Here is a 19,018-nt window from a genome sequence, read left to right as displayed (position 1 = left end):
CCCCGCCCTCACGACGTCCGCTAGTGCCCCGAGCCGCTGCGCAGTGGGTGGCTCGCTGCCCCGGTGCCCACCCCCGGGCGGCAGGCCGCGACCTGCCGGGGCTTGCGGACGGCGGTGCGGGCATCGGGTGCCGTTGTGTGCTGCACCGTGCGGAACGCGTGGGCGAGCATGCACGTGGTGATCGTGTGGTGCCAGGCGGTCCAGGTGCGCACCTGGTACTGGTCGAGACCGATCAGTTCGTCGCCGGGTTGCTCCGGCTGTCCCGCGCGGTGTCGCCGCTCCGCCGCACCGATCAGGACGGACGCGGGTGTGCGGCGGCGCGCGTGGGCCACGAAGTAGGCGACATCGTGCGGGTTGTCGACCGACCGCCGTACCATGAGCGACTGGGCGAACCCGCGGGTGGGGACCTCGCCACCGACCAGCAGGCTGCCGCCGAGCCCGACGAGCGCCCAGTCGTGCGTGCGTCCAGTCGCCCGTTCGGTCCGGCGGTGCCAGTAACTGTCGGCGATGTGGCCGAGGATCTGTTCGGGGCCGGTCGTGGTGGACGACCTGGTCGCACCGACCCTGATCAGGGGTAGCGTCGCCGGCACGGCCGCGATGTACGGCAGGGCGCGCTGCACGCACCAGTCCCGGACCTGCGGATGTTGGGCGTATCCGTCGTCGAGGCTGACCCAGCTGAACGGCACCGCCGCATCCACTGCCTCCGCCAGCAGCTCGACGGCCTGCTCCGGCCGAGAGGCGTACGCGACGTCGGCGGGAATGCCCGCCTTCCTGCGGCGCACCGAGTCGGCGATCCAGGTACGCGGCAGGTGCAGCCGATGCCCGACGTACGCCGTCCCGGCGGGCGCGGCGTACGCCAGCATGACCGCGACCTGGCAGTTCTCGATGCGGTTGGTGAGCGTGCAGTGCTGCGGTCCCACCCCGACGGACTTGTCACCCCGCTTGATCACCTGGGCGTCGCGGATGACGAGCATGGCGTCCGGGTCACCCAGGTGCTCGATGACGTACGAGCGGACCTCGGCCTCCAGGGCGTCGGCGCTCCACGCGCCCCGCGACAACAGCGCCTGCATTCGGCCCGGGTGGCTGTGCCCGGCCCGTTCGGACAAGGACCAGCAGTTCTTCTTCGGCAGGTCCGACAGCAGCCCTTCGACCAGGTCGTGGAAGACGACGCGGGGCTCGGGGCGGGCGAACACGTGCCCGACACGGTCCGTCAGTTGTCGCAGTCGCGACGCCCAGCCGGGGGGCAGGCTCTTGGCCACCAGGGTCACCCAATCTGCCAGCTGCCCGCGCCGGACGAACCGGCACGAGCAGCGAGCGTGGCGAGGTCGGCTCAGGCGACGGCGGTGCCCTCGAGCTCGACCAGCTGGCCGGGGATCGCCAGGCGCGTCACCCCGAGCATCGTCGTGGTCGGCGCGACACCCGCAGACCCCAGTCGCCCGGCGAGCACGCCGTAGTGGGGGAACAGTTGGTCGACGTCGGTGGTGTAGACGTTCAAGCGGATGAGGTTCGCCAGGGTCATGCCCGCTTCCTTCAGCACGGCCTCCAGGTTGTCGACGCACAGCGCGAGCTGCGCGGCGATGTCGCCATCGTGCTCGGGCTTGCCCTCCGGGCTCATCGACGTCTGCCCCGAGACGTACAGCGTCCGGGTCTGACCAGAAACGATCTCACCCTGGTTGAAGCCCATCTCGAGGGACCAGTTCACCGGGTTGACCGCGATACGCTCTGCTGCCACAGTTACTCCTTAGACTCAATTGAGGACGAGCTCGGTCGAGGACGTGTTCGTCCCGCCGCCCGAACAGGCGGCATGTCGAGCTCCTGCCGACGAGTGTCACAAGTAATCACGACACCCTGTGTCAGGTATTCCGGGCGGTCCGTGGCTAGAGTTGTCCCGTGCGCGCCGATCGGCTTGTCTCGCTGATGCTGCTCCTCCGCCAGCGTGGTCAGCTGACCGTCGACACCTTGGCGCGGGAACTCGAGGTCTCCACGCGTACGGTGCTGCGCGACGTCGAAGCGCTGTCCGCCGCCGGCGTGCCCGTCTACACCGAGCGCGGCCGCCACGGAGGCGTCGCTCTGCTACCCGGCTTTCGTGCCGAGCTCACCGGCCTCAACCACGACGAGACGCTGGCCCTGGTGACCGCTGCCTCCGCCCGGGGTGAACAGGTCTTCGGTCTCGGTGCCGCCCTCTCCTCGGCCATCCGCAAGGTCGTGGACGCGCTGCCCGACGGCCACCAGGTCACCGTCAGCGACGCGGCCCAACGACTACTCGTGGAGCCGGAGACCGATCTGCTATCCCGCCGGCAGGCTGCCCGAGACGTCCCTGACAGCACCATGTTGACTGTGCGGCGTGCCGTGGTCGCCGGTAACCGGCTGCGAATCCACTACGCGGCCCGTGACCAGAGCCCACTGTGGCGCACTGTCGACCCGGTAGGCCTGGTAACCGTCCGCGACCGGATGTATCTGCTCGCGACCCGCAACGGCGAAGACCGCACCTACCGGTTGTCCCGGATGCTGGCCGCCGAGGAACTTGACGAACGGGCGCAGCGCACCGATCACATCGATCTCGACTTACTCTGGAAGCAGCGGTGCGCGCAGTTCCTGTCCGCCGACCACATCTCGGTGTCGGTCAGGGTCGCCCCGATGTGGCGTGAGGAACTACTGGCCAGTGCCGTGGCCGTTCGGGCCGAAGAGCCCGACACGGACGGCTGGCTGCGCCTCAACGTCACCTTCGAGAACCTGCGGCATGCCATCTGGGCCGTATGGCAACTCGGCGCCGATGCGGAGGCACTCTCCCCGCCCTCCCTCCGGGCCGCTCTGGGCTGCCGGGCGGCGACGATCGCCGGCCTCTATGACAACTCCCGGGACGCCCATCGTCACGCGAGTGCTGCCCCGTCCCCGGGCGACCGGTGACAGTACGGGTTTGAGTGGGCCTGGCAGTGCTCGCAGGTCGGTCTTCGGGGTCAGATCTCGCCGTCGTCGAGTCGGCGCAGCGTGCCGTCCGGCATCATGCGGTGACGCCGTGGCGGTTCCATCCTCTGCAGGATTCGTTCCATCAGGTCGTCGCGTTCCGCCTGTTCCCGGCCGGTTGGGTCGGCGACGTGGAAGCCGTGCAGGGGAACATCGAACGGGTCGATGTCGTCCGGGTCGGGTCGGCCCTCGAGGATGAAGCCGAAGAACGCGCGTAGGGCCTGCTCGCCCAGTTCCAACGGGTGGAAGGCAAGAGGGTACGGCTCCTCGGAGAGCACGGGCTCGACGGGGTGTTCGCCCGCCCAATATGGCATTTCGAAGTCGTAGGGCTCGCCGATGTTCTCCCCGATGCCGGCGACCGGCGAGATGCTCAGCGAGCGGAGAAGTTCGCCGTTCTCCCACACCGCGAAGCACAGCGAGTCGGAGACCGAGTGCATGCCGTGCATGATGATCCGCCGGCCCTCCGCGGCGCGCAGCAGCCAGGCAGGTATCTGTGATGGGAGAGCACAGACGAGCCGGCGGTCGCAGAACAGCTCGGCACCAGCCAGGACGGTCGCATAACTGGTGTCGTCCGGCGGACAACTGTGGTCACCGAGCGAACCGTCACCGATCGGTGTCACCTCGGAGCCGGGATGCATCCCGCGCACAAGGTCGATGACCTCCGCTGGGCGCGACCGGACCGCTCCCCGCAGAGCAGGGCGCAGACCACCCTCGGTGAAAGCGAGCAGTGCGGTACGCGCACCCATCGGTCGTCCGCTCCCAGTGCCAAATGATCACTGCAGACTACACCCCACTTTCGCCCCGGTGAGGCGGCTACAGGCCGTCCACGCTCAACGCCACGCAGCGGTATCCGCTTCCCGACAAGACCAGGGATTCTCTTGATTGGCCGACTGCGACGTTGCGTGACGCGCGGTCAGCGGCATGTCCGTGCGTCGATTCGATGTGCGGCGGGTGAGCGATCTCCGGTGGGGTTCGCCGGGCTGCCAGGAGGTTGTTACGTCGGGTACAGCCGGGTCTGTGTGCTCGCGATCCGCGCTGTCTGCTCTTCCTGGACATGACGGGCCACGCGTAGGAAGTCGAGGATGGTGGCGAGTTGCTCGGACGTGTATCGGCCTAGCGCCTCGGAACCCGCGACGCCGACCGGCGCGTAGATCTGGCGTTCGGCGCCACGGGCGGCATCGGTGGCCGCGACGAGGACCCGCCGCCTGTTGTGCGGGTCCGCGATCCGGTCGGCGAGTCCGGCGCGCTGGAGGCGGTCGATGACCGTGGTCGTGGCGGCCGGGCTGAGGCTCAGCGCATTGCTCAGCTCTCCGGCCGACAGCGGCTTGTCGCCCTCCAGTAGCAGGTCGAGTGCCCGCAGATCCGTGCGGTTGATCTCCAGCGCGGCGGCTGCGGCCTCGTCGAACGCGTCGATGCTCTGCTGCAGCAGCCGCAGATGCGTGGCTACGAGACCAATCAACTCACGTTTCGACATTCGAACCTTTCTGCTATCGTAATCTTCGACGACTTGATCCTACCCGATAGGGAGCACCCATGAACGTCGACGACCGCGCGATTCGCGCCTTGTTCGACCGCCTCATGAAGGCATGGACAGACAACGACGCGGTCGCCTACGCGGACTGCTTCACCGAAGACTCCGACTACGTCTCCTACGACGGCACCCGCGCAGTCGGCCGCGTACCGATGCAAGAAGCCCACGACCGGCTCTTCCGTGGCGTGCTTGCCGGATCCGCGCTCGTCGGTGGCATCGAATCGATCCGCTACGTCAGCCCGGACGTCGCGGTGATCCACGGCACCGCATCGGTCCTGATGCCCTGGCGATCGACGCTGCCCAAGCGGCGACTGTCCCGGCAGACTCTGGTCGCCATCCGTGCCCAGGACGGCTGGCGGTTCACTGCACTGCACAACGGCCGCGTCAGGCCGATCACTATCCCCGCCCCCGACTCCACGCCCTCCCGCATGGCCCAGGCCATGGGGAGGCTGGCTCGCGGCCTCGGCGTCGGCCGCCGCGTCACGACGACCTGAACGGCAGCCCTCCCGGAGCGGATCGCGGGCGTCGCGGACTGCATGGGTAACACAGAGCGTGACGACCCTGCAGGCGCGCGATCAGCTCACCGAAGAGTTGCGGACCTCCGCGCAGCGGTCGTAGTTGTCAGCGTCGACTGCCGGCCCAGCAGCCCGAACGGCGGGCGCAGGATCCGCCGACCGAAGCGGGGGTTACGGTGGATAACTAACAATCTGACGATGAGGCTGCAAATGATCAATGTCCAGGAGCTCGCGCGACGGCTGAGTACTCTCGGAGCTGATGCGTTCACCAGCGATGACGTCGTGGACCTGGCGACTGCGGCCGATGTTCGCATCAGCGCAGACGTCGAGATCGACGCCACTCTGGCGCAGCGCTTGCTCGACCAGATCTCGCCCACCCTGCCGGTCACCGGGGCCCAGCTCGCGGCGTCGCAATGGCCGCCGCCGCAGTCCTCCCGTCCTGCAGCGCCTCCGGTGTCGTTCTCCAGCCCTGGTGCCGTCGACGGACCGGCTGATCAGCCGACCCGACGCCGCAGTTCTGGGTCTAAGGGTGGAGGTCGGCGACCCGGCTCCCGACGAACTGGCAGGTGAAACCGCAGTCCCAGCTTCTTCAACGACCGCCAGACCGCTCGCCGCAGCCGTCGACTACGACGCGAGCTGCGAACCCCACTCTCGCCGCCATCATCGGCTGAACTTCGTCCCCCTGTCCGGCTCCGTACGCCCCGGGCAGGCTCGACGCACGATGATCCCGGTAAGCATGCGGATCGCGGCATGTGCGCGTATGCGACCTGGAGTGCGGGTGATCGACGGGGGTTTGTCGGCGGCACGGGGTATGCGGATGGTTCATGATGGTGGCCATGGAGATCGAGTTCGTCACGGGGGATCTCACCGCGGAGCGGGTGGATGCGATCGTCAATGCGGCGAATTCGTCGTTGCTGGGTGGTGGCGGGGTGGACGGTGCGATCCACCGTAGGGGTGGCCCGGCGATCCTGGACGAATGCCGCGCGTTGCGGGCCAGCCGGTTCGGCCGGGGACTGCCGGTCGGGCGGGCCGTGGCGACGACTGCGGGCCGCCTTCCGGCCCGCTGGGTCATCCACACCGTCGGGCCGGTATGGAGCGCCACCGAGGACCGATCGGCATTGCTGCGTGACTGCTACCGCAACTCGCTGATCATCGCGGCCGAGCTCGGCGCGACGTCGGTGGCGTTCCCGCTGATCTCGTCTGGCGTGTACCGGTGGCCTAAGGAGGACGCTGTCGTCCAGGCGTTGACCGGATTGCAGACGGCACCGCCGGCCGTCGAGCGCGTACGACTTGTCCTTTTCGATGATGACACCCGGCAGGCCGCCGAGCGAGTCGGGCGGACGCCTGGCGGTCCGTTCACCCCGCCGCCGCATCACGATTCTGCAAGGGACTGACTCGGGCCGTCGGCCAGCGTCATTATGAGGGCGTGTGACAAAGGTGGCCGGGACTCTGGCCCGGTCGTCTTTTCAGGTGCTCTCGGATTCCCAGTGGTCGTTGTTCGAGGGGATGCTCCTGCAACCAACGGGCCGCCCGGGTCGGAGGGGAACGGCCGGCGACGTATGATCGCGGTGGTGGTGAAGCGTCAGCCCGAGATCCCGGCGCCGGTGTGAGGAGGGGTCAGGATGTTCGGTTGGAAGAAGAAGCTCGACGATGCGATGGCGCAGCTCAGGCCCGACCTGAGTCGGGAATCGCTGGGCGTCGGGCCCGATTTCCCGGGCGTCGCCCCGAACCCGCTCCTGAGCGGTGACGCACGGAAGCGCAATGCGGAATTGCGTACGGGGGTGCTTGCGCTCGGCGTTCTCGTCGACTGGCGGGAGGTGAACAGCAACCCTCGCGTGGTCCTGATGTTCGACGTGGAGACCGCCGAGGGCATCTCGTTCCGCGGTATCGCCGACGAAGACCTCACGATCACCGAGCTCACCCGACTCGCCCCGGGGCAGACGTTGCCCGTGCGCTACCGGCCGGCCGTCATGGACCACTACGTCGCCCTTGCCCGGGACGCGGACCCAGCCCGTGTGCAGCAACTCTCCGACGAGATCGCGAGCCGTAAGCGGACCTGACCCGAAGCCTGATCCGCCACTGCATCCTCCTCGGACAACAGCACGCTCCGTCACCACCGAGTGTGCGGCAGGCCCGTTATCTGTGCAGTTCCGGATTGACGAATGGCTGGCCCGCGGGACACGGGCCAGCCATGTCGATGGTTCCTCGTCAGCCGTCCAGGACGGTCGAAGGTGACATGCCGGGGCCGCCGGCGCGGGTAGCCTGCGAAGGTGAGCACACCATCCGGCGACTACACGGCGACGCTTCCCCGTAAGCGGATGGGCGCGGCAGTTCTGATCACCGACGCTGCCGGGCGGGCGTTGCTGGTCGAGCCCGTCTACAAGGACTACTGGGAGATCGTCGGCGGGTGCGTCGACGCGGACGAGTCTCCTCGGCAGGCGGCGGCCCGTGAGGTGGAGGAGGAGCTGGGCAGGTCGGTGGTGCCTGGTCGGCTGCTGGTGACCGATTGGGTGCCCCCTCGGCCGGACCGCACCGAGGGCATGATGTTCGTCTACGACGGCGGCACCCTCGATGAGGCCGGCGCGGCCGACATCCTCCTGCCACCGGACGAGCTGCGCAGTTGGGCCTGGTGCACCGAGGAGCAGATCCGGGAGCGCATGCCGGAGCTGCTGGCACGCCGGGTCGTCGCGGCGCTGCGGGCCAAGGCCGAGGGCACCATGCTCGACCTGGAGAACGGCTTCCGCGCGCACTGACCTCCAGCCCCGTCAGTTTCCCGCTGATCCCACCCGCTGTGCCTCGGCGATCGCCGCCTCGGTGGCCTGTCGTGCACCGTTGGTGCGGGCGACGACCTGCATCAGGACCTGCTTGATGCCGTCGAGGGCCTGTAGCAGCGGTCCGGGTTGGCCGCCCTGGAGGATCGTGGTGACGAGCTGCTGTGTCTCCCCGATCTGGGTGATGACGCCGCCCGCCGCGTCGCGGGCGGCGCCGATGGCGCTCTGCACGGGCGTCAGTGCGGCGACCGTCTCCTGCGGGGTGGCCTGTTGGGGTACGGCGGCGGCGGCTTTCGTCGCCTCACCGATCGATCCTCCCAGCCGTCCCAGGGTGCCCTGGACGTCGGTGATCGCGGTGCGTATCCGGGCGACGCCTGCGGCGACGGCGAGGAAGCCGGCGCTCGTGGCACGTAATGCCACCTCCTGCGCCTGCCGGTCGGCAGCGGCCGTCAACCCCTGCGCCCGCTCGACTCCGGCCATCAGGGCGCGGAGCTCACCAGTGATCTTCTCAACCTGTGACACGAAGGCAGCATCCCCAATCGATGACGGCGGACGGGTGCGTTTGACGCTACCGAAGGCACTGCCAGCTCACCAGAGCCAGCAGCGGTAGCGGTACCGCGTCACGACGAACTGTGCGTCCCAGCGCATGTTCAGCTGGGCGACAATTGGCCCAGCGACGCGTGCCCGGTGGCAGATGGGCGCACGGCTCATGACGAGTTGGTGACCCGCAGTCCTTTCCCCGGGGTGTTCCCGCCGTCGTTGAGTGAGGCCAGCAGGCGCAGCCCGTCTTCGGCGGGGCTTTCCGGTGGCGCCGACAGGACTATCAGTTCGATGCCCGATTCATCCGGCAGGGCGAAGTTCTCCTGATGCAGTTCGAGCAGTCCGACCAGGGGATGCCGGTAGGCCTTGCGTCCGTGCGTGCGGGCGCGTACGTCGGCACGGGCCCAGAGACGGCGGAAGCGCTCGCTGCCCACCGACAGTTCGCCGATGAGCGAGGCCAGGCGGGGATCATCGGGGTATCTGCCGGCGGCCAGGCGAAGGTGCCCGACCACGTCGAGCGTGCATTTCTCCCATTCTGCATAGAGGCCACGTTCGGCCTCTTCGAGGAAGATGTGCCGGGCGGTGTTCAGGCCCGTCGTGTTTCGGCCGTAGAGAAGTCCGGCGAGGCGATTGCCGGCGACCACGTCCATCCGGTGGTCCATGATCAGGGCCGGGGCGTCGATGATCAGGTCGAGTACCCGTAGCAGGTCCGCCCGGGGGCGACTGCTGGGTGACCTGGTGCGACGGCGGCGTTGCCGGGCCAGCCGGTGCAGGTGACCGCGTTCGGTCTCGTCGAGTCCGAGGACGCGGGCGAGCGCGTCGAGGACCTGTTCCGAGGGTTGGGTGGCGCGGCCCTGCTCCAGGCGTACGTAGTAGTCGACGCTGACCCCGGACAGATGAGCGACCTCTTCGCGACGCAAACCCTCGACGCGACGCCGGCTGTCGGTCGGGATGCCGGCGACGGACGGGTCGACCCGGGAGCGCCGGATACGCAGGAAGCCCGCGAGATCGTCCATGGCCTCCAGTATCGCTCGGGTGACCCGTGTGCGGGTGGTCCTGCCGGTACCAGGAAGTCCGGTCCGACGGAACTCGCGCCCCTGAACGGGGGCGGTCCCGGCCGTCGAGTATCGGTGGCGACCCACGTCGTCGAAGGGATCAGCCATGAAGACGCTCATCGTGTACGCCCATCCGGAGCCGCGTTCGCTGAACGGCTCACTGAAGGATGTCGCGGTGTCCACTCTTGAGGCCGCCGGTCACGAGGTGCGGGTGAGTGACCTGTACGCGATGAACTGGAAGGCCGTCGTGGACGCAGCCGACTTCGGCGGGTACGCCACGAGCCCGCTGCGGGTGATACCGAGTTCGGGTGGGGCGTACGACGCCGGCGCACTCACCCCCGATGTGACGGCCGAGCAGGAGAAGCTGCTCTGGGCTGACACGGTGATCTTCCAGTTCCCGTTGTGGTGGTACACGATGCCGGCCATCCTCAAGGGCTGGGTGGACCGGGTGTTCTCTTTCCACTTCGCCTACGGCGTGGGCGTGCACGACGAGACCCGCTACGGCGAGCGTTACGGCGAGGGAATCCTGCTCGGGCGGCGGGCGATCCTCTCGGTGACCGTGGGCGGCCCACAGTCGCACTACACCGATCGCGGGATCAACGGCCCCATCGGGGATCTGCTGTTCCCGATCCACCACGGGATCCTCTACTACCCGGGCATGGAGGTGCTGCCGCCATTCGTGTTGTATGACGCCGTCAGGATGTCCGACGGAGAATTCGAGGACGTGACGAAAAGGTGGAAGCAACGATTGCTGACGCTGGAGACGACGGCGCCCATCGCGTTCCGGCGGCAGAACTCCGGTGACTACGAGATTCCGTCACTACGATTGAAGGAGGGCCTGGAGGCTCCTGGGCGCGGGGGTTTCAACCTGCATGTGCGAGATTGACGGCGGGCCTGCGCCCCCTGTCTCGTCGAGAGGACCAACCTCCCGGGGCGTTCAGGTCACCAGCCCGGTCCGGTACGCGTACACCACCGCCTGCACCCGGTCGCGTAGGTCGAGTTTGGTGAGAATGCGCGACACGTACGTCTTGACGGTCTCCTGACTGATCACCAGCCGGGCCGCTATCTCGCTGTTGGACAGGCCGTCGGCGATCAGGCGCAGCACCTCCAACTCGCGCCGGGTCAGGCCCGTGTCGTCCGGGGTGCCCTCGGCGGGTCGGATGCGTGCGGCGTACCGGCCGACGAGTTGCCGGGTCACCTCGGGTGCCAGCAGTGCGGCCCCGCTGGCGACGGTGCGGATGCCGTGCAGCAGCTGCGCTGGCGGCGCGTCCTTGAGCAGGAAGCCGCTCGCTCCGGCGCGCAGCGCCTCATAGACGTACTCGTCGAGGTTGAACGTCGTCACCACGAGCACCTTGACCGGGTTGGCTGTCCCGCTGCCGGCCAGTAGGCGGGTCGCCGCGATGCCGTCGAGGACCGGCATCCGCACGTCCATCACCACCACGTCCGGGTGCAGCCGGCCGGCGAGGTCGACCGCCTCACGCCCGTTGCCGCACTCGCCCACCACCGCCAGGTCGGGTTGCGCGCCGATGATCGTCGCGAAGCCGGTACGGATCAGCGCCTGGTCGTCGCAGACCAGCACCCGGATCGGCGCGGTCACGACGCGTCACCGGTGGGGATGCGGGCCCGGACGACGAATCCGTCGTCGTCCCGGCGTTGCGCGCTGAACTCGCCGCCGAGCACGGTGACGCGTTCGCGCAGCCCGGTCAGGCCGCGTCCACTCCCACCCGGGCCTGCGGGGTGCGTACCCGGGCCGTCGGTGTCGATCTCCACCGTGATCTCCCTCTTCCCGTGGCGGACGTGCACGGCGGTGCGGCTGCCGTGGGCGTACTTCAGGGCGTTCGTCAGCGCCTCCTGCACGACCCGGTAGGCGGCGGCCTCCGCGCCGCCGACGGTCCCGGCGGGGCTGCCCTCCTGGGTGAACTCCACCGGCTGCCCGGCCTGCCGGGTCTGCTCGACCAGAGCGTGCAACGCGCCGACGGACGGCACCCGCGGGTCGCCGTGGTGGTCGGGGTTGAGCAGGTCGAGCAGGATCCGCAGGTCGGTGATGGCCCGCCGGCCGGTGTCGCTGATGGCGGTGAGGGTGGTGTCGAGACGGTCCGGGGCAGCCGTCAGGTAGCGCGCCGCCTCGGCCTGCACGACCATCGCCGTCACGTGGTGGGTCACGATGTCGTGCAGTTCACCGGCGATGCGGGCGCGTTCGGTGGCGCGGGCGGCCACCGCGGCCACCCGGCGGCGCTCGGCCTCGGCGGCCCGGCTCTGCCGCAGCCAGGCCCCGACCCCCCAGGCGAGGGTCGACGCCAGGTAGAACGTGAGGAAACCACCCACGCCCTCCGTCGACCCCTGCCGGTGCAGGGCGACGGCCAGGGCGACGTACGCGGCGGAGCCCACCACCAGGGTGGTACGCCGACGACGTTGCAGGTGGACGCCGGCGCTCAGCAACGCCACGGCCAGCGCGGTGCCCGCGACCGAGTGGTAGGCGCGTACCTGGTCGATGGCGAAACCGACGGACACCAGGGCGAGGCAGATCCCGGGCCATCGCCGCCGGACGGCCAGCGGGAGGCACTCCAGGGCGATCGCCACCACGGCCAGCGCGTCGAACGGGCGGCCGGGCAGGTCGCCGAGTTGCGTGCTGCGGTCCTGCAACACCGGCAGCGGCGCGCAGGCGAGAGCGATCAGCAGCGCCAGCGGGAGGTCCCGGACCGTGACGGGCCAGCGCCGCCACCGGTCCGCAAGCGTCCGCAGGTCGACCATCAGGAGACGGTAACGTCTGCCGCCGGCGCGTCGACCGGGCGGCGACGCGGCACGATACGACCCCTGCGGTGGGCCAGCCCCAGGAACACCACGGTCAGCACCAGCCCCGCCAGCACCGTGCCGAGGCTGGCCTCCGGGCCGAAGTCGCCGCCGCTGAGCAGCGTCGGGCCCGACATGGTGGCGTCCAGCAGCCCCGTCGACTCGCCGTTTCCGGAGACCACGACGCTGAAGATCCCCGCGGCGGCGAAGTTCCACCCGAAGTGCAGCCCGATCGGCACCCACAGGGTGCGGGTGGCGGCGTAGCAGGCGGCGAGCATGAAACCCGCCTCGATGGTGACGGCGGTCGCGCCCCACAGGTCGGCGTCGGGGTTGGCCAGGTGGATCAGGCCGAACAGCACCCCGGTCACCAGCAGCGACAGCCAGGTACCGAGGCGTTCCTCGACGAGGCGGAACAGCAGGCCCCGGAAGAGCACCTCCTCGGTCACGGCCGCGGCCGCCATGAACCCGAACAACCCCACCGCGCCGGTCACCGAGCCCACACCGTGCACGTGGTAGCCGCCCAGCAGGGCGATGACGACGATGACGGCGGTGAACATGGCGCACCCGGTCAACGTCCCCCGGGCGATCCGGGTGCCGGCGCCAGCCCGGGCCAGTTCCGTGACGTCCCGTCGTTCGGTACGGCGCACCACCCACCCGTACACGAGGAGCGTGGCCACGGCGGTCGCCGTACCGAGGAGCAGGGTGAGCCAGGGGTCGTCCTGCACCGCCGCGACGGCCCGGCTGCCGACGGCACCGGCAGCGACGACAGCCAGGACCTGCTTCAACACACGCATGATGGGGTTCCTCTGCAGGGTGCGCGGCCGGAGTGCCACGGTCACCTGGAACGCTAGGGATTCGCGGGCCGGGAATCGTCACCATGCGGTGGACACCTGCGGGTAGCTCGCACGGGGGACGAGGGTGGTGCCGTACGGGCCCGGGCCGCCGGCGCGCGACGGTCATCTCCCCGATCAGGTCCGGTGTCAGGTCCGCGCGCCGGGCGACGCCGCGGGTGTCACCTGCGGCGGTGTGGGCCAGGCCATGTTTCGCCCCGGGGGAGAGGGGCATCTTGCGGCGGCGACCTACACAGGCCGCACGTCGCCCGAACGGGGAGGTACACGATGACGCTCGGCCGTCCGGAGCCGTTGCCCGTGGTCGACCGCGCATCAGGCCGGGGTGGGCTGCGGTCCGGCCGACCGCCCCGGGCAGTGGGGACCGGATGCTGACCGCCGGCGGCGAGGACCCGGGGACGGCGTTCCGGTCGGCCGTGCACGCCGGGCTTCTCGACCTGCCGTCACCCGGCGGTGGACGCACGCGTGAACGCTTCCTGCGCTTCGTCGAACTCGGCCGCGCCGACCTGACGTTGGCCCGGCTGGGGGAGGGGCACGCCGACGCCCTGGCGATCCTCGCCGAGCTCGACGCGTCGGTCGATCCCGGGTGGCGTCGCGAGCCGTGGGGCGTCTGGGCGGCAGCACCGGCTTCGGTCACCGCGACCCGGGACGGCGACCGGTGGCGGTTGACCGGTCACCGGCCGTGGTGCTCCGGGGCGGGTCTACTGTCCCGGGCCCTGGTCACCGCGACCGCCGACGACGGCGTCCGGCTGTTCGTGATCGAGGTCGACGCCGCCGGGGTCACCCCGGTGGCCGACACGTGGCCCGCCGTCGGCATGGCCGCCAGCGACAGCCGTACCGTCAGCTTCGACGGCGTGACCGCCCTGCCCGTCGGCGGGCCCGGCAGCTACACCGCGCGGCCGGGTTTCTGGCACGGCGGGCTGGGGGTCGCGGCGTGCTGGTACGGCGGTGCGGTCGGGGTCGCCGACACCCTGCACGACGCGGCGCGGCACCGCCGCCTCAGCCCGCACGCCATGGCGCACCTCGGGGCGGTCGACGCGGCCCTGACCGCCGCCCGAGCGGTCCTGCTCGCCGCCGCCGACGAGGTCGACGCGAAGCCCACCGGGGACGCGGACCGGTTGGCGCACCAGGTGCGCGCCACCGTCGAGGTGACCGCCACCACCGTCGTCGACCGGGTCGGCCGGGCGCTGGGGGCGGGCCCGTTGTGTCAGGACGCCCACCACGCCCGACGGGTCGCCGACCTGACGGTGTACCTGCGGCAGAGCCACGCGGAGGCGGACCTGGCCCACCTCGGTGAACTGGTGGCGGCGGTCGGGGACCCCGGATGGTGAGGCCGATCGTCGACGCGGGCACCGACGAGGGCACCTGGCATGCCTGGCCGGCACCTGCCGGATGGCCCGTACTGGCGTTGGCCGACCGGTCGCCGACGGTGCCGCCGCTGGTCGTCGCCCCCCATCCCGACGACGAGGTGCTCGGTGTGGGTGGCCTGGTCGCGATGCTCGCCGGCGGTGTCGAGATCGCGGTCGTCACCGACGGCGAGGCCTCACATCCGGAATCCACGGTGCACTCGCGGGCGGCGCTGGCCGCGATCCGGCGGGCCGAGACGGTCACGGCCTGCGGGCTGCTCGGGGTCGCCCCCGCCGTCATCGAGCATCTCGGGCATCCCGACGGCGGTGTCGACGAAGCGGCGCTCACCGACGCGTTGACCACCCGGCTGGTGCCGGGCCGATGGTGTGTCACGACGTGGCGCGGCGACGGACACCCCGACCACGAGGCGGTCGGGCGGGCGGCTGCGGTCGCCTGCCGGCGTACGGGTGCGACGCTGCTGGAGTTCCCGGTGTGGATGTGGCACTGGGCCGGGCCGGACCATCCCGACGTGCCGTGGCACCGGGCACGCCGGCTCGACCTGACCGACGCGGCCAGATCAGCCAAGCGGGAAGCGGTCGACGCCTTCCGGAGCCAGGTGCTGCCGCTCGGGCCGGCACCCGCCGACGCCGCGATCCTGCCCCCGCACGTTCTCGCCCGCTTCGCGCGGCCCTACGAAACGGTGTTCGTGCCATGACCCCACCCGGCACCCCGGCCGAGTACTTCGACGGCATGTACGCCGGGGCGGAGGACCCGTGGGGTTTCGCCACCCGCTGGTACGACCAGCGTAAGCACGACGTGACGGTGGCCTGTCTGCCGCGTCGGCGTTACCGGTCGGCATTCGAACCGGGGTGTTCGACAGGCATGCTCACCCGCCGCCTCGCCCAGCGGTGCGACCGGCTGCTGGCGGTCGACATCGCCGCCGCGCCGGTGGCGAGCGCCCAGGAGCGGCTGGCGGACCAGCCGCACGTACGGGTGGAGCGGATGCGCGTTCCCGACGAGTGGCCGGCCGTGCCGGACGACCGTTTCGACCTGGTCGTGCTCTCCGAGTTGGGTTACTACTTCGACGACGCCGGGTTGGATCGGCTGGTGGCCCGGACGGTGGACTCGCTCGCCCCCGGCGGCACGCTCGTGGCGGTGCACTGGCGGCCGGCGGTGGCCGAGCACGCCCGTGGTGGCGACGACGTGCACCGGCTGCTCGGCGGCGTGGCCGGTCTGGCGCGGACGGCCCGGCACGAGGAGGCCGACTTCCTCCTCGACGTGTTCCTCCGGGTGCCGCCGCCGGCCCGGTCCGTCGCACAGACCGACGGTCTGTGGTGAACCGGATGGCGGTCGTGGTGCCCGCCCACGACGAGCAGGTGTCGTTGCCCGGCTGTCTGACCTCCGTCCTCGACTCGCTGCGTCACCTGCCGGTGCGCTCGGAGGTGATCGTGGTGGCCGACGACTGCCGGGACGCCACGGCCGCCGTCGCCGAACGTCTCGGCGTCGTCGTGCTGACGGTGCGGGCCCGTAACGTCGGCCGGGCCCGCGCCGCCGGCATGGCGTACGCGCTGCGCAACGGTCCGCAGGGGTTGTGGCTCGCCACCACCGACGCGGACAGCCGGGTGCCCCGGCGGTGGGGCGGCTGGCAGTTGGGTCACGCCCGCGCCGGCACCGACCTGCTCGTCGGGACCGTACGGGTCAGCGACTGGGCGCCGCGCTGCACGCAGCTCCGCGAACGCTTCGAGGACCGGTACCGGCAGGGGTTGACCGGCACCGGTCACCGGCACGTCCACGGTGCGAACCTGGGCTGCGCCGCCACCGCGTACGAGCGGCTGGGTGGATTCGCCGACCTACGCCACGGCGAGGACCACGACCTGGTCGAGCGTGGTCGTCGCCAGGCCATGCGGGTCGTCACCGACGTCGCCTGTGCGGTACGGACCAGCGCCCGCCGCCACGGTCGGGCCCCGCACGGCTTCGCCGGCTACCTCGACGCCCTCGAAACCGACCTGCGGCCGCCGACGGTGGAGCCTGAGCGGACGCCGTGCAGCGGGTGAACCGGGGAGGTGGCGAAGCCTTTGCGCCGGCGGCGTGCGGCGGGTGAACCGGGGAGGTGGCGAAATGCCTTTGCACCGGCGGCGCGCGGCGGGCGATAGTCGTCGCATGATCTCGTACCGGAAGGGCGGCGACGCCCTGGCGCGGTGAGCGCCCCCGCGCGGCGCGACGTCGCCGCGAAGACCCCGCAGGCCGCTGTCCGCAGCGACCCGCACGACCTGTGGCAGCGGGCGACCCGGATCCGCCAGGAGTGGCTCGATCACGCCCTGTCCACGCAGCCGGCTGACCGGGCGACCGCCGAGCGGTCCCTGACCGCCCTCTACGCCCGGGCAGCACGGCCGCGACCTCGGTTCGTCTGGGTCGAATCGCCGGCCGCGGCACGCCCCCTGGTCACCGGCTGGCCCACCCTCGACCAGCTCTACGAACAGGTCCGGGACCCCCGGCCCCGCCGGACCCCACCGCTGGCCAGCGACCTCGCCATGATCGCCTCCCGGCTGCGGGGCGCACTGGGCGCGGGCGTCACCCACCCCGACCCGGAACTGTCCCCCGGGCGTACGGGCAGGACCAGGCAGCCCTGGCCCGAACTGGCACCGTCGCGTGCGCTCGACAGCGGTGTCCCCTTGGCGGTCGTGTTGCACCAGGGCATCCGTACGGCGTTGCACCGCAGCCTCGCGCACGGGTTCTACCTGCCCGTGCGCGCGGCGCTCGCCGGCGGGGCTGCGGTTCCGGTGTGCTGGTACGGGCAGCAGGACGCGTCCTGGATCGCCTACTACGACGTGCTGCGTCGTCTCGGCCTGGCCGGCTACGGTCCGGACGAGACCGAACACGTCGACGCCTGGGCCGACCTCGCCCGCTCCTGCGGCTGGTGGTGGCCCGGCGAGGACGTCTGCGTCGTGGTGGACCGCCCCCGGGAGGTACGCACCGAGCCGGTCGTCGCCACGGCGCACGACCAGATCCGGTTGCTGCCTCGCGGGGTGTGCTACCGCGACGGCTGGCAACCACTGCTGAGCAGGTGAGGTGAGCCGACCGCCGGCCGGGACAGGCAGTCCACGGTCCCGGCCGGCCGGTCCGGCCCCTTGCTGCTCATGATCTCCGCTGCCGGTCGGAAGCGGACCGGCCGGCGGGTTCGACGGATGAGACCCACGGCGGTCCGTGTGGCGGGAACACCGGGACGGGGCAGCTGCCGACCGGCCTCCCCGGCAGGCAGGCGGGGCGAAGGGCTTGATCTGGAACGCGCTCCAGGTGGCAGGGTCGACGCCATGGCAGGGGACAGGGCAGTGGCCCGGCTGGTGCTGGGGACGATGAACTACGGCACGACCGTGGACCAGGATCGTGCGTTCGCGCTGCTGGACAGGTTCGTGGACGCTGGCGGGGAGTGGATCGACACCGCCAACTGCTACGCGTTCTGGTCCGACCCGGCCGGCGTCGGCGGGGCGAGTGAGCGGGTGATCGGGGCGTGGCTCCAGGCGCGTCCGGGCGGGCGGGCGCGGGTGAGGATCGCGACGAAGGTCCGGTACGACCCGTTGGTGGCGCACCGTTGGCCCGAGTCCGCCGAGGGACTGTCGGCCGGGGCGGTCGTGGCGGGTGTCGCCGGTAGCCTGTCGCGGCTGGGTGTCGACGCGGTCGATCTGTTGTGGGCGCACGGCGAGGACCGCAGCGTGCCGCTCGCTGAGACCGTCGCCGCCTTCGGTGCGCTCGTCAACAGGGGGGACGTACACCGGGTCGGGGCGGCGAACCACGCGTCGTGGCGTGTCGAGCAGGCGCGGGCCCTGGCCCGGGGCCAGGGGGTGGCGCAGTGGTCGGCGGTGCAACTGCGGTATTCGTTGGCGCAACCACGGCCCGGTGCCGTGTTGCCCGATCAGGGCCACAAGCTTCTCGCCGCCGACGATCTGGACTACGCGCGCACCGAGGGCCTGGACGTGTGGGCCTACACCCCGTTGATCAACGGTGGCTACGTCCGTCCTGACAAGCCCCTACCCGAGGCCTACGATCATCCGGGAACGCGTCGGGTCCTCGGTGTGCTCGACGAGGTCGGCGTCGAGACGGGGGCGACGCGTAACCAGGTGGTGCTCGCCTGGCTGCTGCGGCAGGGTGTCCGGCCCATCGTCGGCGTGAGTGACCTCGCGCAGCTCGACGAGGCCGTCGACGCGGTGGACGTGCCGTTGGAGGACGAGCAGATGGCCCGGCTGGCCGACGCTCGCTGAACAGGAACGGAAGGCTCGCGATGAAGGCATCGATGCCTCCGGCGCAGGTGGCCGAACGCACCGGTCTCTCGCTGGACACCCTGCGGTACTACGAACGCGAAGGGCTCATCGGCCCGGTCGACCGTGACTCCGGTGGGAAGCGCCGGTACTCCGACGACGACGTGTTCTGGATCGGACTGATCAGCTGCCTGCGTGACGCCGGCCTGGGAATCGCCGACCTGAGGCAGTTCACGTCGATGCTGCGTGAGGGGGATCCGGCGGGTGACCGGGTCGGCTTCCTCGTGCGGCACCGCAGCGAACTGCAACGACGCGTGAGGCAGATCGAAACCGCGATCTCGGTCCTGGACGACAAGATCGTCTACTACAGCGCCGCGGACTGAGGTCGAGCCGCCTGGGCGACC

The 19,018-nt window shown here is 70.7% G+C and carries 22 protein-coding genes; 13 read left to right on the top strand and 9 right to left on the bottom strand.

The genetic code is table 11. The annotated features are described in order from the left end of the window. Nucleotides 1–20: 20 nt before the first annotated feature. Together ACQP2H_RS20025 and ACQP2H_RS20020 are read right to left on the bottom strand one after the other, a co-directional pair. Nucleotides 21–1,268, bottom strand: a complete 1,248-nt coding sequence (locus ACQP2H_RS20025) for an IS701 family transposase (protein ID WP_219463427.1) — start codon at nt 1,266–1,268, stop codon at nt 21–23. Nucleotides 1,269–1,330: 62 nt separating this feature from the next. After that, nucleotides 1,331–1,732, bottom strand: coding sequence for a RidA family protein (locus tag ACQP2H_RS20020; RefSeq protein WP_308290836.1), 402 nt, complete (start codon nt 1,730–1,732; stop codon nt 1,331–1,333). A gap of 158 nt (nt 1,733–1,890) precedes the next feature. Here ACQP2H_RS20020 and ACQP2H_RS20015 point away from each other — a divergent pair, with 158 nt between their 5' ends. Further along, on the top strand, nt 1,891–2,907 hold the full coding sequence (locus tag ACQP2H_RS20015; protein WP_219463425.1) for a helix-turn-helix transcriptional regulator: 1,017 nt from the start codon (nt 1,891–1,893) through the stop codon (nt 2,905–2,907). Nucleotides 2,908–2,957: 50 nt separating this feature from the next. Here ACQP2H_RS20015 and ACQP2H_RS20010 read toward each other — a convergent pair whose 3' ends face one another. Continuing rightward, complete coding sequence (locus ACQP2H_RS20010) at nt 2,958–3,710, bottom strand: DUF6928 family protein (RefSeq protein WP_219463423.1); 753 nt, start codon at nt 3,708–3,710, stop codon at nt 2,958–2,960. Nucleotides 3,711–3,958: 248 nt separating this feature from the next. Then, nucleotides 3,959–4,438, bottom strand: coding sequence for a MarR family winged helix-turn-helix transcriptional regulator (locus ACQP2H_RS20005; RefSeq protein ID WP_219463421.1), 480 nt, complete (start codon nt 4,436–4,438; stop codon nt 3,959–3,961). Between the two features lie 59 nt (nt 4,439–4,497). Between ACQP2H_RS20005 and ACQP2H_RS20000 the strand changes: the two genes are divergently transcribed. The 4 genes from ACQP2H_RS20000 to ACQP2H_RS19985 all read left to right on the top strand — a co-directional run bounded on the left by ACQP2H_RS20000 (nt 4,498) and on the right by ACQP2H_RS19985 (nt 7,763). Next, entirely contained in the window at nt 4,498–4,989 is a 492-nt protein-coding gene (locus tag ACQP2H_RS20000; protein WP_219463419.1) for an SgcJ/EcaC family oxidoreductase, read from the top strand. A gap of 857 nt (nt 4,990–5,846) precedes the next feature. Next, a complete protein-coding gene (locus tag ACQP2H_RS19995) occupies nt 5,847–6,404 on the top strand; it encodes an O-acetyl-ADP-ribose deacetylase (RefSeq protein WP_219463418.1) in 558 nt (185 codons plus the stop codon). Nucleotides 6,405–6,632: 228 nt separating this feature from the next. After that, nucleotides 6,633–7,070, top strand: a complete 438-nt coding sequence (locus tag ACQP2H_RS19990; protein WP_219463416.1) for a hypothetical protein — start codon at nt 6,633–6,635, stop codon at nt 7,068–7,070. 210 nt (nt 7,071–7,280) lie between these two features. After that, nucleotides 7,281–7,763 (top strand): NUDIX hydrolase, encoded by a 483-nt coding sequence (locus ACQP2H_RS19985; RefSeq protein ID WP_308290835.1) that lies wholly within the window; start codon nt 7,281–7,283, stop codon nt 7,761–7,763. 12 nt (nt 7,764–7,775) lie between these two features. Here ACQP2H_RS19985 and ACQP2H_RS19980 read toward each other — a convergent pair whose 3' ends face one another. Beyond that, nucleotides 7,776–8,303, bottom strand: a complete 528-nt coding sequence (locus ACQP2H_RS19980) for a DUF6244 family protein (protein ID WP_219463414.1) — start codon at nt 8,301–8,303, stop codon at nt 7,776–7,778. A gap of 185 nt (nt 8,304–8,488) precedes the next feature. Further along, a complete protein-coding gene (locus ACQP2H_RS19975; protein WP_219463411.1) occupies nt 8,489–9,337 on the bottom strand; it encodes a helix-turn-helix transcriptional regulator in 849 nt (282 codons plus the stop codon). 145 nt (nt 9,338–9,482) lie between these two features. Here ACQP2H_RS19975 and ACQP2H_RS19970 point away from each other — a divergent pair, with 145 nt between their 5' ends. Then, entirely contained in the window at nt 9,483–10,262 is a 780-nt protein-coding gene (locus ACQP2H_RS19970; protein ID WP_219463410.1) for an NAD(P)H-dependent oxidoreductase, read from the top strand. 51 nt (nt 10,263–10,313) lie between these two features. Here the strand turns inward: ACQP2H_RS19970 and ACQP2H_RS19965 are convergent, their stop codons facing one another. From ACQP2H_RS19965 to ACQP2H_RS19955, 3 genes are read right to left on the bottom strand one after another with little or no spacing between them, the layout of a single operon-like run. Beyond that, on the bottom strand, nt 10,314–10,973 hold the full coding sequence (locus ACQP2H_RS19965; RefSeq protein WP_219463408.1) for a response regulator: 660 nt from the start codon (nt 10,971–10,973) through the stop codon (nt 10,314–10,316). Continuing rightward, nucleotides 10,970–12,127: a sensor histidine kinase gene (locus tag ACQP2H_RS19960; RefSeq protein WP_219463406.1), complete on the bottom strand. Its 1,158-nt coding sequence runs from the start codon at nt 12,125–12,127 to the stop codon at nt 10,970–10,972. The genes ACQP2H_RS19965 and ACQP2H_RS19960 overlap by 4 nt, the downstream gene beginning before the upstream one ends. Beyond that, nucleotides 12,127–12,960 carry a CPBP family intramembrane glutamic endopeptidase gene (locus ACQP2H_RS19955; protein WP_219463405.1) on the bottom strand — a complete coding sequence of 278 codons (834 nt, stop codon included), beginning with the start codon at nt 12,958–12,960 and terminating at the stop codon, nt 12,127–12,129. The genes ACQP2H_RS19960 and ACQP2H_RS19955 overlap by 1 nt, the downstream gene beginning before the upstream one ends. Nucleotides 12,961–13,382: 422 nt before the next feature. Between ACQP2H_RS19955 and ACQP2H_RS19950 the strand changes: the two genes are divergently transcribed. From ACQP2H_RS19950 to ACQP2H_RS19920, 7 genes are all read left to right on the top strand, one after another. Next, entirely contained in the window at nt 13,383–14,345 is a 963-nt protein-coding gene (locus ACQP2H_RS19950) for an acyl-CoA dehydrogenase family protein (RefSeq protein WP_357013413.1), read from the top strand. Next, on the top strand, nt 14,339–15,076 hold the full coding sequence (locus ACQP2H_RS19945) for a PIG-L deacetylase family protein (RefSeq protein WP_219463400.1): 738 nt from the start codon (nt 14,339–14,341) through the stop codon (nt 15,074–15,076). Before ACQP2H_RS19950 ends, ACQP2H_RS19945 begins: the two co-directional genes overlap by 7 nt. Next, entirely contained in the window at nt 15,073–15,699 is a 627-nt protein-coding gene (locus tag ACQP2H_RS19940) for a class I SAM-dependent DNA methyltransferase (protein WP_357537478.1), read from the top strand. The genes ACQP2H_RS19945 and ACQP2H_RS19940 overlap by 4 nt, the downstream gene beginning before the upstream one ends. 5 nt (nt 15,700–15,704) lie before the next feature. Then, the gene (locus ACQP2H_RS19935) at nt 15,705–16,415 is read left to right on the top strand and encodes a glycosyltransferase (RefSeq protein ID WP_357537476.1); all 711 of its coding nucleotides are present in this window, start codon (nt 15,705–15,707) and stop codon (nt 16,413–16,415) included. Between the two features lie 144 nt (nt 16,416–16,559). Next, nucleotides 16,560–17,429, top strand: a complete 870-nt coding sequence (locus ACQP2H_RS19930) for a DUF6745 domain-containing protein (RefSeq protein WP_433228468.1) — start codon at nt 16,560–16,562, stop codon at nt 17,427–17,429. A 243-nt stretch (nt 17,430–17,672) separates the two neighbouring features. Then, on the top strand, nt 17,673–18,617 hold the full coding sequence (locus ACQP2H_RS19925) for an aldo/keto reductase (protein WP_433228466.1): 945 nt from the start codon (nt 17,673–17,675) through the stop codon (nt 18,615–18,617). A 20-nt stretch (nt 18,618–18,637) separates the two neighbouring features. Continuing rightward, complete coding sequence (locus ACQP2H_RS19920) at nt 18,638–18,997, top strand: MerR family transcriptional regulator (RefSeq protein WP_208567601.1); 360 nt, start codon at nt 18,638–18,640, stop codon at nt 18,995–18,997. Nucleotides 18,998–19,018 lie beyond the last annotated feature (21 nt).

The organism is Micromonospora sp. CA-248260, from assembly GCF_050942205.1.
GTDB classification, from domain to species: domain Bacteria; phylum Actinomycetota; class Actinomycetes; order Mycobacteriales; family Micromonosporaceae; genus Micromonospora; species Micromonospora antibiotica.
This window is presented reverse-complemented; position numbering and strand designations above follow the sequence as displayed.

Coding starts and splice junctions, on each gene's coding strand:
- ACQP2H_RS19950 (WP_357013413.1), top strand. CDS start 13,383: ATGCTGACCGCCGGCGGCGAGGACCCGGGGACGGCGTTCCGGTCGGCC.
- ACQP2H_RS19990 (WP_219463416.1), top strand. CDS start 6,633: ATGTTCGGTTGGAAGAAGAAGCTCGACGATGCGATGGCGCAGCTCAGG.
- ACQP2H_RS19970 (WP_219463410.1), top strand. CDS start 9,483: ATGAAGACGCTCATCGTGTACGCCCATCCGGAGCCGCGTTCGCTGAAC.
- ACQP2H_RS19945 (WP_219463400.1), top strand. CDS start 14,339: ATGGTGAGGCCGATCGTCGACGCGGGCACCGACGAGGGCACCTGGCAT.
- ACQP2H_RS20005 (WP_219463421.1), bottom strand. CDS start 4,438: ATGTCGAAACGTGAGTTGATTGGTCTCGTAGCCACGCATCTGCGGCTG.
- ACQP2H_RS20010 (WP_219463423.1), bottom strand. CDS start 3,710: ATGGGTGCGCGTACCGCACTGCTCGCTTTCACCGAGGGTGGTCTGCGC.
- ACQP2H_RS19955 (WP_219463405.1), bottom strand. CDS start 12,960: ATGCGTGTGTTGAAGCAGGTCCTGGCTGTCGTCGCTGCCGGTGCCGTC.
- ACQP2H_RS19925 (WP_433228466.1), top strand. CDS start 17,673: ATGGCAGGGGACAGGGCAGTGGCCCGGCTGGTGCTGGGGACGATGAAC.
- ACQP2H_RS20000 (WP_219463419.1), top strand. CDS start 4,498: ATGAACGTCGACGACCGCGCGATTCGCGCCTTGTTCGACCGCCTCATG.
- ACQP2H_RS19975 (WP_219463411.1), bottom strand. CDS start 9,337: ATGGACGATCTCGCGGGCTTCCTGCGTATCCGGCGCTCCCGGGTCGAC.
- ACQP2H_RS19940 (WP_357537478.1), top strand. CDS start 15,073: ATGACCCCACCCGGCACCCCGGCCGAGTACTTCGACGGCATGTACGCC.
- ACQP2H_RS19960 (WP_219463406.1), bottom strand. CDS start 12,127: ATGGTCGACCTGCGGACGCTTGCGGACCGGTGGCGGCGCTGGCCCGTC.
- ACQP2H_RS19935 (WP_357537476.1), top strand. CDS start 15,705: ATGGCGGTCGTGGTGCCCGCCCACGACGAGCAGGTGTCGTTGCCCGGC.
- ACQP2H_RS19920 (WP_208567601.1), top strand. CDS start 18,638: ATGAAGGCATCGATGCCTCCGGCGCAGGTGGCCGAACGCACCGGTCTC.
- ACQP2H_RS19995 (WP_219463418.1), top strand. CDS start 5,847: ATGGAGATCGAGTTCGTCACGGGGGATCTCACCGCGGAGCGGGTGGAT.